The 14,524-nt window shown below is 69.6% G+C and carries 13 protein-coding genes; 7 read left to right on the top strand and 6 right to left on the bottom strand.

The annotated features are described in order from the left end of the window. Nucleotide 1 precedes the first annotated feature (1 nt). Nucleotides 2-958 carry a thiamine-phosphate kinase gene (gene thiL / locus LZ005_RS18845; protein ID WP_237810050.1) on the top strand — a complete coding sequence of 319 codons (957 nt, stop codon included), beginning with the start codon at nucleotides 2-4 and terminating at the stop codon, nucleotides 956-958. Here the strand turns inward: thiL and LZ005_RS18850 are convergent. Together LZ005_RS18850 and LZ005_RS18855 are read right to left on the bottom strand one after the other, a co-directional pair. After that, nucleotides 955-3,564, bottom strand: a complete 2,610-nt coding sequence (locus tag LZ005_RS18850) for an EAL domain-containing protein (RefSeq protein ID WP_237810051.1) — start codon at nucleotides 3,562-3,564, stop codon at nucleotides 955-957. The genes thiL and LZ005_RS18850 overlap by 4 nt on opposite strands. Continuing rightward, nucleotides 3,561-5,582, bottom strand: coding sequence for an ATP-binding protein (locus tag LZ005_RS18855; protein ID WP_237810052.1), 2,022 nt, complete (start codon nucleotides 5,580-5,582; stop codon nucleotides 3,561-3,563). The genes LZ005_RS18850 and LZ005_RS18855 overlap by 4 nt, the downstream gene beginning before the upstream one ends. A 133-nt stretch (nucleotides 5,583-5,715) precedes the next feature. Here LZ005_RS18855 and LZ005_RS18860 point away from each other — a divergent pair, with 133 nt between their 5' ends. The 4 genes from LZ005_RS18860 to LZ005_RS18875 all read left to right on the top strand — a co-directional run bounded on the left by LZ005_RS18860 (nucleotide 5,716) and on the right by LZ005_RS18875 (nucleotide 10,230). Next, nucleotides 5,716-6,198: a CinA family protein gene (locus tag LZ005_RS18860; protein ID WP_237810053.1), complete on the top strand. Its 483-nt coding sequence runs from the start codon at nucleotides 5,716-5,718 to the stop codon at nucleotides 6,196-6,198. A 92-nt stretch (nucleotides 6,199-6,290) separates the two neighbouring features. Continuing rightward, nucleotides 6,291-7,019 carry a hypothetical protein gene (locus LZ005_RS18865; protein ID WP_237810054.1) on the top strand — a complete coding sequence of 243 codons (729 nt, stop codon included), beginning with the start codon at nucleotides 6,291-6,293 and terminating at the stop codon, nucleotides 7,017-7,019. Nucleotides 7,020-7,025: 6 nt separating this feature from the next. Next, nucleotides 7,026-7,424, top strand: a complete 399-nt coding sequence (locus tag LZ005_RS18870) for a hypothetical protein (RefSeq protein ID WP_237810055.1) — start codon at nucleotides 7,026-7,028, stop codon at nucleotides 7,422-7,424. 4 nt (nucleotides 7,425-7,428) lie between these two features. After that, the gene (locus LZ005_RS18875; protein ID WP_237810056.1) at nucleotides 7,429-10,230 is read left to right on the top strand and encodes a pitrilysin family protein; all 2,802 of its coding nucleotides are present in this window, start codon (nucleotides 7,429-7,431) and stop codon (nucleotides 10,228-10,230) included. A 3-nt stretch (nucleotides 10,231-10,233) separates the two neighbouring features. Here the strand turns inward: LZ005_RS18875 and LZ005_RS18880 are convergent, their stop codons facing one another. After that, complete coding sequence (locus LZ005_RS18880; protein ID WP_237810057.1) at nucleotides 10,234-10,647, bottom strand: hypothetical protein; 414 nt, start codon at nucleotides 10,645-10,647, stop codon at nucleotides 10,234-10,236. 130 nt (nucleotides 10,648-10,777) lie between these two features. Here LZ005_RS18880 and LZ005_RS18885 point away from each other — a divergent pair, with 130 nt between their 5' ends. Continuing rightward, nucleotides 10,778-11,098, top strand: coding sequence for a helix-turn-helix transcriptional regulator (locus tag LZ005_RS18885; RefSeq protein WP_237810058.1), 321 nt, complete (start codon nucleotides 10,778-10,780; stop codon nucleotides 11,096-11,098). Then, on the top strand, nucleotides 11,088-12,077 hold the full coding sequence (locus tag LZ005_RS18890) for a cation diffusion facilitator family transporter (RefSeq protein ID WP_237810059.1): 990 nt from the start codon (nucleotides 11,088-11,090) through the stop codon (nucleotides 12,075-12,077). The genes LZ005_RS18885 and LZ005_RS18890 overlap by 11 nt, the downstream gene beginning before the upstream one ends. Nucleotides 12,078-12,173: 96 nt before the next feature. Here LZ005_RS18890 and cysK read toward each other — a convergent pair whose 3' ends face one another. Genes cysK through tcdA form a run of 3 tightly spaced genes read right to left on the bottom strand, consistent with a single transcriptional unit; the run spans nucleotide 12,174 to nucleotide 14,466 of the window. Then, complete coding sequence (gene cysK, locus LZ005_RS18895) at nucleotides 12,174-13,106, bottom strand: cysteine synthase A (protein WP_237810060.1); 933 nt, start codon at nucleotides 13,104-13,106, stop codon at nucleotides 12,174-12,176. A gap of 13 nt (nucleotides 13,107-13,119) precedes the next feature. Then, nucleotides 13,120-13,596, bottom strand: a complete 477-nt coding sequence (locus LZ005_RS18900; protein ID WP_237810061.1) for an FKBP-type peptidyl-prolyl cis-trans isomerase — start codon at nucleotides 13,594-13,596, stop codon at nucleotides 13,120-13,122. 30 nt (nucleotides 13,597-13,626) lie between these two features. After that, nucleotides 13,627-14,466: a tRNA cyclic N6-threonylcarbamoyladenosine(37) synthase TcdA gene (tcdA, locus tag LZ005_RS18905; RefSeq protein WP_237810062.1), complete on the bottom strand. Its 840-nt coding sequence runs from the start codon at nucleotides 14,464-14,466 to the stop codon at nucleotides 13,627-13,629. Nucleotides 14,467-14,524: the final 58 nt, after the last annotated feature.

Below are 14,524 nucleotides of genomic sequence, written 5' to 3' on the forward strand. Positions count from 1 at the left end.
CATGCTGTCCGAATTTGATCTGATCCGCCGCTATTTCACCGGGCGCCAGCGCGCCCGCGCCACGCTCGGCATCGGCGACGACTGCGCCCTGCTGACGCCGGCGCCGGGGCGCCAGCTGGCCATCTCGACCGACATGCTGGTCGAGGACCGCCACTTCTTCGCCGGCGAAGACCCACGCCGCCTCGGCCACAAGAGCCTGGCCGTGAACCTGTCCGACCTGGCCGCCATGGGCGCCACCCCGCGCGCCTTTACCCTGGCCCTGGCCCTGCCGCACGCCGACGCCGCCTGGCTCGAGGCCTTTGCCGCGGGCCTGTTCGCCCTGGCCGACGCCCATGACTGCGAGCTGATCGGCGGCGACACGACCAAGGGACCGCTGACCATCTGCATCAGCGTATTCGGCGAGCTGGCGCCCGGCACGGCCCTGCGGCGCGCGGCCGCCGAGGTCGGCGACGACATCTATATTTCGGGCACGCTCGGCGACGCCCGCCTGGCCCTGGCCGGCTACCGCGGCGAGCTGGCCCTGAGCCCGGCCGACCTGGCCGATGCAGCCGCCCGCATGCATCTGCCGACCCCGCGCGTGGCCCTGGGCCAGGCCCTGGCCGGCCTGGCCCACGCGGCCCTCGACATCTCGGACGGCCTTGTGGGCGACCTCGGGCATATCCTGCAGGCCTCCCAGGTCGGCGCCACGCTCGACGTCGACGCGCTGCCGGCCGGTCCGGTGCTGGCGCGCCAGCCGCAGGCGCTGCGGCGCCAGTTCACGGCGGCCGGCGGCGATGACTACGAACTGTGCTTCACGGCGGCGCCGGCCGCACGCGCCGCCATTGCCGCGGCTGCCGCCAGCAGCGCCACCCCGGTCACCCGCGTCGGCCGCATCGAGGCTGCGCCCGGCCTGCGCTGGACCGATGCCAGCGGCGCCGCGCTGGCGCTCGAGCTGGCCGGCTTCGACCACTTCCGCTAGGCCGTCCCGGCGCCGAACGCGGCCGGCCCCTGGCCGCCACGCCGCGGCGCGGGCGGCGCCGCCCCCTCCTCCTGCTTGCCCGCATGGGCGCCGCTGTACTGCCAGTAATGCTCGAAGGCCGTGCGGATCAGCTCGCGCAGCTGGGCGTCGTCCCAGGGCTTGGTGTAGAAGCGGTAGATGGCGCCGCGGTTGATGGCGTCGAGCACGGCATCGAGGCAGGCGTGGCCACTGAGGATGATGCGCACCGATTTCGGGTACAGCTCTTTCACGCGCGCCAGGAATTCGGTGCCGCTGGCGTCCGGCAGCTGCTGCTCGCACATCACCACCTGTACCGGATGCAGGGCCAGCTGTTCAAACGCTTCGTGCGCGTCGCGCGCCGTCAGAATCGCGTAGTTATCGCGCCGGAACAGGCGGGCCAGGGCCTGCTGCACCTGCAGGTCATTGTCCACCAGCAGCAGGGTCTGGCGCGGCACTTCTTCGAGCTCGGCCGCGGGCGCGCTGGTCTCGCGCTGGCGCAGCACCAGTCCGGCCAGGGTCTCGGCCGTGACCGGCTCGGACATATGGAAACCCTGGCCCTCGTCGCAGCGGTGGCGCCGCAGATAGGCGTACTGGGCCGCGCTCTCCACGCCCTCGGCCACCACGCGCAGGTGCAGGCTGTGCGCCATATTGACGATGGCCAGGGCGATCGCCGCGTCGTCGGGATTGGTGGTGATGTCGCGCACGAAGGCGATGTCGATCTTCAGCTTGTCGATCGGGAAGCGCTTGAGGTAGGCGAGGCTCGAATAGCCGGTGCCGAAGTCGTCGATGGCGACCCGCACGCCGCGCGCGCGCAGGCGGCTCAGCACGGCGATCGTGTGTTCGGCGTTCTGCATCATGGCCGACTCGGTCAGCTCGATTTCGAGCAGATGCGGGTCGAGCCGGTGGCGCGCCAGCGCGGCCGCCACTGTGCCGTCGAGGTCGCCTTCCATGAACTGGCGGCTCGACACATTGACGGCGATCGGCACCCCGCCCACGCCGGCCTGGACCCACAGCGCGCCCTGGCGGCAGGCCTCGTCGATGATCCAGGCGCCGACCCGCACGATCAGGCCCGACTCTTCCATGACGGGCACGAAATCGGCCGGCGCCACGATCCCGACCCCGGGCCGACGCCAGCGCAGCAGGGCCTCGACCCCGGCCACGCGGCCCGTGTGCAGGTCGACCTTGGGCTGGTAGTAGAGCACGAACTGATGCTGCTCGAGCGCCAAGCGCAGCGCCACTTCGAGGTCGAGCCGTTCGAGCAGCTGCTGGTTCATGCCGGCCATGAAGAAACGCACGGCATCGCGCCCCTCGCGCTTGGCGCGGTCCATGGCCGCATCGGCGAACTTGACCAGGTTTTCGGCATTCGTCGCATCGTGTGGCGCAAAGGCAATGCCGATGCTGGCCGTCAGCATCACCTGCTGGCCGCCGAGGTCGAACGGCAGGCGCAGGGCTTCGCGCACCTGGTTAGCGGCGTCGACCGCGTCCGCATGCGAAAGCACGCGCGTGAGCAGGATCGTGAATTCATCGCCACCGAGGCGGCCCACGCTGTCGCGCAGCAAGGCGCGCTGGACCAGGCGGCCGGCCACCTGGCGCAGCAGTTCGTCGCCGCGGCCGGCGCCGAGCGAGTCATTGATGATCTTGAAGCGGTCGAGATTGATGAACAACAGGCCGACCACCCAGTCGCGCCCGGCCGCGGCGGCCAGCGCCTGCTCCAGATGCTGATAGAACAGGCTGCGGTTGGGCAGGCCGGTCAGGCTGTCGTAGTGGGCCATGTGCTCGAGCCGCTGCTGGGCCAGGATGCGCTCGCTGATGTCGCGCGCCACGGCGATCAGCAGGGGCGCGCTGCCATCCTCGGCGCGCTGCCAGGTGGTTTCGACCGGCACCGCGCGGCCGTCGGCGCGCAGCAGGCGCTGCTCGACCAGGCCGGTGGCGGCGCTGCCGGCCGCGCGCGCCTCGAGCTGCTCGCGCGTGGCCAGGCCAAAGCAGTCGGGCGACTGGGCCAGCACGGCGCTGCGCTCGAAGCCGAGCAGGCGGCAGGCCCCCTCATTCGCATCGAGCACCGCTGCGCGCAGCGGGTCGATCAGGAAGATGGCGTCGGCCGTGGCGTCCATCGCGCTGCGAAAGCGCTGCAGGATGGCGGTGCGCTCGGCCACCGTGCGCTCGAGGCGCAGATTGTGTTCGCGCGCCTCGCGGTGCAGCAGCCAGACCTCGAGGATATTGCGGATGCGCGTCAGGGCCTCGACCGGATCATAGGGCTTGCCGAGGAAGTCGCGCGCGCCCGCATTCAGGGCCGCCAGCTTCTGGTCGGGGTCGGCCGTGACCACCAGCACCGGCGGGTAATCGTCGCCGGCCAGGGGGCGCAGCGCGCCCATGACTTCGAAGCCGTCCATGCCCGGCATGTGCAGGTCGAGGATCAGGAGGTCGTAGCGCTGGGCGGCAAAGCGCGGCGCCACCTGGCGCGGGTCGGTGGTGCTGTCGACATGGGTGAAGCCGGCGTTTTTCAGCAGGTATTCAAACAGCTGCACATTGACGGCCTGGTCGTCGACGACCAGGATGCGCGCCGCATGCAGATCGGCACTGGTGCTCATGGCGTGGCCTCCGCGCGCGCCAGCGCGCTGTCGATGGCGGCCGTGAATTCGGCCAGGTTCAGCGGCTTGGTCAGGTAGCGCGCAAAGCCGAGCGCCATACCGCGTTCAATTTCACGCGGCATGGCGTTGGCCGTCAGCGCGATGACGGGGATGTCGGCCGTGGCGGGGTCGCGCCGCAGCTCGATCAGCGCGTCCTGGCCCGACAGGCCGGGCAGGTTCAGGTCCATCAGGATCAGGTCGGGGCGGCGTGCGCGCGCGATCTCGATGCCGCTGTGGCCGTCAGCGGCCGTCAGCAGGCACAGGCCGGGCCGGTAGCGCAGCACTTCCTGCACCAGCAGCAGATTGGCCGGATTGTCCTCGACATACAGGACCGTGTGGCGGCAGTCGCCCTCGGCCAGGGTCAGCGCGGCCTCGGTCGGCGCCTGGGCGGGCGCCGGCTGGGCGGCCGCCAGGGCCAGCTCGATCCAGAACACGGTGCCGACCCCGAGGCTGGACGAGACGCCGATGCTGCCGCCCATGAGCTCGACCAGGCGGCGCGTGACCACCAGGCCGATGCCGGTGCCCTCCTCGATGCCGCTCTCCTGGCCGAGCCGGTTGAAAGGCTCGAACAGGTGGGCCAGCTGCTGCTCGGACAGGCCATGCCCGGTGTCCTGGACCGACAGGCGCAGGCGCCCGCGCGCGGCGCTGGCGCAGTCGAGCACGACGGCGCCCTGCTCGCGGTTGTATTTGACGGCATTCGTCAGCAGGTTCAGCAGCACCTGCTTGAGGCGCGTGCGGTCGGCCTGCACGCGCGCCCCGGCCTGCTCGGGGAACAGCACGCGGATGCCGCGCTGCTGGGCCAGCGGTTCGACCATGGCGCGGCATTCGAGCAGCACCTCGGCCAGCGCGACCGGCTCGAGCGAGAGGGCGAGCGCGCCCGACTCGATCTTGGCGAGGTCGAGGATTTCATTGATCAGGGTGAGCAGATGGCGGCCCGACTTCAGGATGTGCTGGGCGAATTCGCGCTTCTGCTCAGCGCTGGCGGGCAGCTGGTCGGTGGCGAGGATCTGGGCGAAGCCGAGCACGGCATTGAGGGGCGTGCGCAGCTCGTGGCTCATCGAGGACAGGAAGGCCGTCTTGGCCTGGTTGGCGGCGCTGGCCGCCGCGATCGCCTCGCCCAGTTCGGCGTTCATGGCTTCGAGCTGGGCGGTGCGCTCGCGCACCCGCCCTTCGAGCGCGCTGTTCAGGCGCATGACTTCCTCCTGGGCCGCGCGGCGCTGGGCCACCTCGTGCTCCATGGCCGCGTTGGCGGCCTCGAGCGCATGGGTGCGCGCGCCGATCTCGGCCAGCATGCCATTGACGGCCTCGACCAGGTCGGCCAGCTCGCCCTCGCGCTGGGGCGGGGCCGGCGCCCGGCGCGAGTAGTCGCGCGTGGCGACGATCTCGCGCGCCAGCGCCGTCAGGGCCGTGACCGGGGCCGTGACCGACTGCGCCAGGCGGCGCATCAGCCAGTAGCCGAGCGCCAGCGCGGCGCCGGTGGTGACGGCGCCGATCAGCAGGTAATCGAGCAGGCGCGGCCAGAACGGATAGGCGGCGCGCAGGTAGACGGTGCCGACCCGGCTGCCGCGCGCCAGCACCGGATAGAACAACCACAACTCGCTGGCGGCCACGCCGACCCCGTCCGGCCCCGGGCGCAGCGGCGCCGCCTGGCGGCTGTCGGGCGCGCTGTAGGCGGCGAACAGACGCCCCTCGCCCGTGTACAGGGCGCCGCCGCGCATGGCCGGACGCAGCGCCAGCAGGGCCAGGTTTTCCTGGGCCAGGCGGGCGTCGTCGTACACGAGGGCGGGCAGGCTCATGTGGCCGATCAGTTGGGCCTGGGCCGCAAGCTCACCCACCATGGCGCGGTGAAACTGGCGCAGATCGTAGGCAATGACGCCGGCGATCGAGACCAGCAGGGCCGCCAGCGTGGTGAGCATGGCCACGCGCAGCATCTGCTGGCGCAGCGAGCCGCCCGGCTGGGAGGATCGAAGAAAAGGCATGAGGTCGCAGGGCTGGGTCGACATGCCAGCTTAGTCCCGCAGCGCGCAGTGCGGCGCACGCCTGCCAGCCCCTTGCGGGCCGTGCGGGGCGCGCGTAAAGTAGGCCCCACCATCCGCGCACAAGGAGAGCATCGTGAGCCAAGAGACCTATGACCTGGCGGTCCGCCTCGGCCAGGCCCTGCACGCCAAGGGGCTGCTGCTGGCCACAGCCGAATCCTGCACCGGCGGCGGGGTCGCCGTCGCCGTCACCGACGTGGCCGGCTCCACCAGCTGGTTCGACTGCGGCTTCGTATGCTACTCGAATGCGGCCAAGGTGCACCAGCTCGATGTGCCCGACGCCCTGATCGCCCAGTTCGGCAGCGTGTCGGAAGAAGTCGCCGCCGCCATGGCCAGCGGCGCGCTGGCCAACTCGAATGCCCATCTGGCCCTGGCGACCACCGGCATCGCCGGCCCGACCGGCGCGGTGCCGGGCAAGCCGGTCGGCACGGTCTGCTTTGCCTGGGCGCGCGGCGACCAGGTCCAGACCGAGCGCAAAGTCTTCAGCGGCGACCGCGCGGCCGTGCGCCAGCAGTCCGTCATGCACGCGATGCAAGGTTTGCTGCGCATGATCGCCTAGGCCGGGCCGGTAGCGTCCGGACCGTCTCCCGAGGTATAGTTCAGGTCGGCATGCCGCAGGCATGCGCGCTGAATTCGTTTGGGGAGACTAGGATGCAAAACACCGTGCATTTCATCTTGCAGGGCAAAGGGGGCATCGGCAAGACGCTGGTGTCGACCATCCTTGCGCAATGGATCGCCGGCAAGGACACGCTGCCTCTGCGCTGCTACGACACCGACCAGGAAAATCCCACCTTCTCGCGCTACAAGGCGCTGCAGGTCAAGCACGTGCCGGTCAGCGCCGATGGCTACAACATCGACCCGAAACGCTTCGACGCGCTCATGATCGACCTGCTCGAGCAGGACGGCAACTGCGTGATCGACAATGGCTCGAACACCTTCTCCCCCCTGATGGGCTACCTGATCGAGAACGACTGCTTCGCCCTGCTGCAGGAGTCGGGCCGCCAGGTGTACATCCATACGATCGTCGGCGGCGGCGACACCCTGCACGACACCGCCACCGGCTTCGTCTCGACCGCCAAGGCCACCGCGGTGCCGCTGGTGCTGTGGGAGAACCACCACTTCGGCCCGCTGCAATCGGCCTCGGGCAAGCTGTTCATCGAATCGGCCACCTACCAGGAGCATGCGGGGCGCGTGCGCGGGCGCGTCGTGCTCACCCAGCGCAATGCCGACACCTTCGGGGCCGACATCAAGAAGATGAACACCGCGCGCCTGACGGCGGCCGAGGTGAAGGAAAGCGATAAGTTCAATCTGATGGAAAAGCAGCGCGTGAAGGTGGTGTTCCGCGATCTGTTCGAGCAGCTCGACCAAGTCAGCTGGTAAGCCGCCATGGACCCGCACAAGCTGCGCAGCCTCGTTTTCGAAAAGACCGGCGCCCGCATCGACGTCGATGATCCGGTGTTCGCCCTGGTGGCGATGAACGAGGCGATTCTCGAGGAAGCGCTGGCGCGCCTGGCGGCCGCCAGCGGCCAGCCCGTGGCCCGGCCGCAAGCGCGCGCCGCCGCCGCGATCGACTGGCGTACCATCGGCGTGGCGGCCGTGGCGGCGCTGCTGGGCGGCTTGCTGGTGGCCGTGCTGGCGCGGCCCGCGCCGGCGCCGGCCGCAGCACCGGCCACGCTGACGCCCGAGCAAACGGCTGCGCTCGAGCGCGCCGCCAAGCTCGACAAAGCCATCCAGAAGCTCGACGCCAAGACCCGCAGCGCGCTGCAGGCCGAACTGCAAAAATAAACCGATGAAACGACTCCTGCTCCCCGCCCTGCTGGCGGCCTGTCTGGCCGCGCCCGCCGCCTGGAGCGGCGCCGCCCTGGCTGCGCCGCTGGCCCAGGCCCCGCAGATCGCCTTCGACAAATACACGCTGCCCAATGGCCTGCAGGTGATCCTGGTCGAGGACCACAAGCTGCCGATCGTGGCCGTCAATCTGTGGTACCACGTCGGCCCCGCCAACGAAGGCCCGGGCCTGACCGGCTTCGCCCACCTGTTCGAACACATGATGTTCGCCGGCACGCGCCATGTGCCGCGCGGCCTGGCCGACCGCCTGCTCGAAGGGGCCGGCGTGACCGACTCCAACGGCAGCACGGATTTCGACCGCACCAATTACTACGACACCGTGCCCAGCAACCAGCTCGAGCTGGCCCTGTGGATCCACAGCGACCGCATGGGCTATCTGCTCGACGTGCTCGACCAGAAGGCCCTGTCCAACCAGCAGGACGTGGTGCGCAATGAACGCCGTCAGACGGTCGAGAACCGGCCGTATGGCGTGGTGGAGGAGGCGCTCTACCACAATCTGTTCCCCAAGAACCACCCCTACCATGCCTATGTGATCGGCTCCCACGCCGACATCCAGAACGCGCGCTTGGCCGATGTGCGCGCCTTCTTCACGCGCTACTACAGCCCCAACAACGCCAGCCTGGTGATCGCCGGCGACATCGACAAGGCGCGCACGCGCGCCCTGATCGACAAGTATTTCGGCAGCTTCAAGCGCGGTCCCGAGGTCGCGCCGCCGCAGGTGCTGACGCCGCCGATCACGGCCGAAAAGCGCCTGACCGTGCACGACCGCGTCGAGCTGCCGCGCGTGTTCATGGGCTGGCTGACCTCGCCCGCGTTCAAGCCCGGCGATATCGAGCTGGCGGTGGCGGCCCAGGTGCTGGGCGGCGGCAAGTCGAGCCGCCTGTACAAGTCCCTGGTCTACGACAAGCAGATCGCCCAGGACGTGAATGCGGCCCAGAGCTCGAATCTGCTGGCCTCGACCTTCGTGGTCGACGTCACGGCCCGGCCCGGCCACACGGCGGCCGAGATCGAAGCGGCCATCCAGGCCGAACTGGAAGACCTGCGCACGCGCGGCCCGAGCGAAAAGGAAGTCGAGCGCGCGCGCAACACGATCGAGACGGGCATGCTGATGGGCATGGAAAAGCTCGGCGGCCAGGGTCTGGCCAACCAGCTCAATCTGTACAACCAGTACACGGGCGACCCCGGCTATGTGGAGCAGGACCTGGCGCGCGTGCGCCGCGTCAGCGCGGCCGATGTGCGCGCCGTGATGGCGGCCCAGCTCGGCGATCAGGCGCGCGTGGTCGTGCATGGCCTGCCGGGCGAGCCGGTGCTGGCGCCCGATGTGCCGGTGCCGCCGGCGCGGCCGCGTCTGGCCCACCGGGCCACGCCGCTGCAGGCCGATGAAGCCTGGCGCTATCAGGCGCCGCAGCCCGGCCCGGCTCCGCAGTTCAGCCTGCCGACGGGCGAATCCTTCCGCCTGGCCAATGGCCTGACCGTGATCCACCACTACAACCCGGCCCTGCCGATGCTGGCGGCCGAGCTGGTGCTCAAAGCCGGCTCCGAAGCGAGCCCGGTCACGCGCCCCGGCCTGGCCGGCTTTACCGCCCAGATGCTGGAAGAAGGCACGCAGCAGCGCAGCTCCCAGCAGATCGCCGACGAGATCGCCCAGCTGGGCGCCCTGTTCGGCGCCAGCAGCGGGCCGGACGCCGCGCGCGTGACCCTGCTGTCGCTGTCGCATAATTTTGCCCAGGGCCTCGATGTGCTGGCCGACGTGGTCCAGCACCCGAGCTTCCCCGAGGCCGAGATCGAACGCCAGCGCGCCGCCCGTCTGGGCGACCTGGTGCAGATCCGCGAGAATCCGGCCGCCCTCACGGCACTGGCCGGCGCGATGGCCATGTATGGCCCGCAGCACCCGTATGGCTACGGCCAGATCGGCACCGAGGCGGCGATCCGCGCCACCAGCCGCGCCGATCTGCTCGGCTTCTGGCAACGCCACTATGTGCCGGCCAATGCGGCCCTGATCGTGGCCGGCGACATCACGCGCGAGCAGCTGCGCAGCCTGGCCGAAGCCAAGTTCGGCCAGTGGCAGGGCACGGCCCCGGCGCCGCTGGCCCTGCCGCCGGCCCAGCCGACCCAGGCGCGCGTGGTGTTTGTCGACAAGCCCGGCGCGGCCCAGACCGGGCTGCGCGTGGTGGCGCCCGGTCCGGCGCGCGACACGCCCGACTATCCGGTGCTCGAAGTGATGAATGGGGCGCTGGGCGGCATGTTCTCGAGCCGCCTGAACAATAATCTGCGCGAGACCCGGGGCTATAGCTACGGCATGTTCTCCAGCTTCGGCTACCGCCGCCTGGGCGGCCAGTTCGTCGCCGCCGGCAGCGTGCGCAATGACGTGGCCGGCGCCTCGGTGCGCGAGATGCTGAAGGAATTGAACGGCATGCGCGCGCGCCCGCTTGGGCCGGCCGAACTGGCCAATGCGCGCAATGCCCAGGTGCTATCGCTGCCGGGCCTGTTTGAAACCAACCGCGCGGTCGGGGCCAGTCTGGCGAATGTCTTCCTGTATGGGCTTGACCTGCGCTACTACCAGGGCCTGCCGCAGCAGTTCGCCACGGTGACGGCCGCCCAGGCGCAGGCGGCGGCGCGGCGCTACCTCGATCCGGCCCACCTGATCGTGGTGGCCGCGGGCGACAAGAAAACCGTGCTGCCGCAGCTGGCCCGGCTGCGCCTCGGTCCGATCGAGGAGCGCGACGCCGACGGCCAGCGCAAATAAGGCTTAGTGACGGCCGCGGTAGTGACCGTAGTGGCCATAGCCGCGCGAGCAGCACCAGCGGCTGCTCCACCAGCCGAGCGTGAGGCCGACGCCGACGGCCACCGGCCACGGATCGACATACACGGGACGCTCCACCACCACCGGCTGCGGGTAGTAGTAGACCGGCTGCTGGACCACGCTGGTGGTGACGACCGGGGCCGGCGCGGTCGGCAGGGTTTCGACCGTGTAGTTCGGGTCGCGCGGCGTGCCCGGAGCGACCGGAGTCACCGAGACCACGCGCCAGCCATCGGCGCTGACCGGGGCCGCGACCGGCACGGCCGACTCCGGCAGACGGGCAATCATGGGCGGGGCCGACGGGGCCACCACACAACCGGCCAGCAAGGCGCCGGCGAGGGGAAGAACGAGCAAGCTTTTCATCACAATTCTCCAAACAAGCACATTACTTTACTCCCGCGCCGCACGGCTGCGGCGCTGCATTTACAGCTTGTTACAGCGCCGCCGCGGGTTTATGCTAATATGTGAACAGCTGTTCACATATTGAAGCCAAATGCCGCCACCGACCTCCGACGCCGCCATTGCCGAACTGGCCGATCTGTTCCATCTGCTCGGCGACCCGACCCGCCTGCGCATCGTGATGGCCTGCCTGCCGGCCCCGATCGCCGTCGGCGATATTGCCGAGAGCTTGGCGCTGTCGCCCTCGCTGGTCAGCCACCATCTGCGCCTGCTGCGCGCGGCGCGCATCCTCAAGGCCGAGCGCCACGGACGCCAGGTGTTCTACGCGGCGATGGATGCCCACATCCGCCACGTGCTGGCCGATATGCTCGAACACATTGCCGAACCCAGCCAGGAGCCCACCCATGAGTCATGATCATTCCCATCACCACCACCACGAGCATGGGCACGGGCACAGCTGCGGGCACGGCCACGAGCATGGCCACGGTCATGGCCATGGTCATGGCCACCACCATCACGGCCCGGCCGATCTGAGCCAGGCCGGGCGCCGTTTCGCCTGGGCGATCGGCCTGAACGTCGTCTTCGTCGGCGTCGAATTCGTCTACGGCGTGCTGGCCAATTCCACCGCGCTGATGGCCGACGCCGGCCACAATCTGTCCGACGTGCTCGGTCTGGTGCTGGCCTGGGGCGCCGCCGCGCTGGCCCGGCGCAGTCCGAGCGCGCGTTTTACCTACGGGCTGCGCGGCAGTTCGATCCTGGCCGCCCTGCTCAATGCCCTGCTGCTGATGCTGGCCTGCGGCGCGATTGCCTGGGAGGCCGCGCACCGTTTCAGCGATCCCGCGCCGGTGCAGACCGGCACCATCATGCTGGTGGCCGGCATCGGCATTCTGATCAACGGCGCCTCGGCCTGGCTGTTCATGGCCGGCAGCGATCACGACCTCAACCAGAAGGCCGCGTTCCAGCACATGGCGGCCGATGCCGCGATTTCGCTTGGCGTGGTGATCTCCGGCCTGCTGATCGCCGTCAGCGGCGCGGCCTGGATCGATCCGCTGGTGTCGCTGCTGATTGTCGGTCTGATCGTGGTGTCGACCTGGAGCCTGCTGGCCGCGTCGCTGCGTCTGGTGCTGGGCGCCGTGCCCGACCACGTCGACCCCGAGGCCGTCACGGCCTACCTGCGCCAGCAGGCCGGCGTGGCCGACATGCACGACCTGCACATCTGGGCGATGAGCACGACCGAGACGGCGCTGACCGTGCACCTCGTGATGCCCGCCGGCTATCCCGGCGATGCCGAGGTCGACCGCATCGCCGCCCATCTGAAGGAGCGCTTCGCGATCCACCACTGCACCCTGCAGGTCGAGCAAGGCACGACCGCGCACGCCTGCGCCCTCCATTAACCCCCAACAAAATCGGGGTCAGACCCCATTTATCCTCCGAGAAAAATGGGGTCTGACCCCGATTTATCCGCGGGGAAAAAGAGGGGCTGGGCCGGCCTAGTGGGCGAGGTTGGCGTACAGGGCGGTGCTCAGGTAGCGCTCGCCATACGAGGGGATGATGGTGACGATGGTCTTGCCGGCGTTCTCGGGTCGCTGCGCCACCTGCAGCGCGGCCCACAACGCGGCGCCCGAGGAAATGCCGACCAGCAGGCCTTCCTGCTCGGCCGCCGCGCGCGCCGTCGCGAAGGCGTCCTCGGCCTTCACGCAGATGACTTCGTCGTACACGCCGGTGTTCAGCACCTCCGGCACGAAGCCGGCGCCGATGCCCTGGATCGGATGCGGCCCCTTGGTCCCCTTCGACAGCATCGGCGAGGCCTCGGGCTCGACTGCCACCACGCGTAGCCCGGGCTTGCGCGCCTTGAGCACTTCGCCCACGCCGGTGATCGTGCCGCCCGTGCCGACCCCGGCCACGACGATGTCGACCTGGCCATCGGTATCGGCCCAGATTTCCTCGGCCGTGGTGCGCCGGTGTACGGCCGGATTGGCCGGGTTGGTGAACTGCTGCAGCATCAGATAGCGCGGATCGGCCGCCACCAGCTCGGCCGCTTTCCGGATCGCGCCGGCCATGCCTTCAGGCCCGGGCGTGAGGATCAGCTCGGCGCCGTAGGCGCGCAGCAGCTGGCGCCGCTCCATGCTCATGGTCTCGGGCATGACCAGCGTGCAGCGGTAGCCGCGCGCCGCGCACACCATCGCCAGCGCGATGCCGGTATTGCCGCTGGTCGGCTCGACGATGATGCTGTCGGGCTTGATCTGTCCGGCCTGCTCGGCCGCTTCGACCATGGCCAGGCCGATCCGGTCCTTGACGCTGTGGCCGGGATTGAAATACTCGAGCTTGGCGAGCACGCTGGCGCCGCCGCTGGCCGTCAGACGGCGGATCCGCACGAGCGGGGTATTGCCGACCAGTTCGGTCACATCGTTGACGACACGCATGGCGCCTCCTTGTTTATTTCACGCCGACCAATTCGACGTCGAACACCAGATCGGCATCGGGCGGAATCGAGCCGCCCGGCGCGCCGCGCTTGCCGTAAGCCAGATGGGAAGGAATGATCAGGGTGCGCTTGCCGCCCACCTTCATGCCGAGAATGCCTTGCTCCCAGCCCTTGATGACGCGCCCGGCGCCGAGCTGGAATTCGAGCGGGCCGCGCCCGTTCGAGGTATCGAACATCTTGCCGCGCTGGTTCAGCGCGAGCGGCTTGTGCAGCCAGCCCGTGTAATTGACGAGCACGGTATTGCCGACCTGGGCTTCGGCGCCGCTGCCGATCCGGGTGTCGGTCTTGATCAGGGGCGGCAGTTCCGGTTCCGGGGCCGCGGCCGGGGCGGCCTGGGGCGCGGGGGCGTCGGGCGTGGAAGCGGCCGGGGTCTGGGCCTGGGCGATGCCGGCAGCCAGCAGCAGGGCCAGCGACAGGGGGAGCAGTTTCATCGTCGTAAGCAGCAAAAGTGGATGACCGGCCTATGATAGCAAGGCCGCCTCGGGCTGCACAGTTTCGGGGTCCGCGGCGGCGGCCGGGGCGGCCAGCTTGCGCAGCACGTGGCCGGCCGCCACCAGGCCGAAACTGGCCGTGACCACCATGGCCGAGCCGAAGCCGGCGCAGTTCAGGCCGGTGACGGCGCGCTCGTCGGCGTCGAGCGAGCAGCTGGCCTCGTTCTCGGGAAAGCGCAGCGGCTCCATCGAGAACACGGCGTCGATGTGCAGCTTGTTGCGGTTGCCGCGCGGGAAACCATGCTCGCGGCGCAGCTTCTTGCGCACCTTGGCCAGCAGCGGCTCCTGCTCGGTCTTGGACAGGTCGCGCACTTCGATCTTGGTCGGATCGGTCTGGCCGCCGGCGCCGCCGACCGTGACCAGGGGAATCTGGCGCGCGTGGCAATAGGCGATCAGCGCGGTCTTGGCCTTGACGCTGTCGATCGCATCGATCACGTAGTCGTAGCCGGGGGCGCCGACCAGGGCCTCGAGATTGCCGGCGTCGACGAAATCTTCGACCAGGTGCAGCTGGCACTCGGGATTGATCTCGCCGATGCGGCGCGCCAGCGCCTCGATCTTGGGCAGGCCGATGGTCGAGCTCAGGGCCTGGATCTGGCGGTTGATATTCGATTCGGCCACATTGTCGAGGTCGATCAGGGTCAGCCTGCCGATGGCGCTGCGCGCGAGCGCCTCGACCACCCAGGAACCAACGCCGCCGACGCCGATCACACACACATGGGCGGCACGAAAGCGCGCCAGCGCGGCGGCGCCATACAAGCGGGCAATGCCGCCAAAGCGGCGCGAGAAATCCATATCGTGAAGATCATCCATTCCGCCATTTTAGCGGACACAGGCGCGGCGCCTGCACTACAATGAAAGCTTCCGTATC

Source organism: Massilia sp. TS11 (genome assembly GCF_022012445.1).
Taxonomy (GTDB): domain Bacteria; phylum Pseudomonadota; class Gammaproteobacteria; order Burkholderiales; family Burkholderiaceae_D; genus Telluria.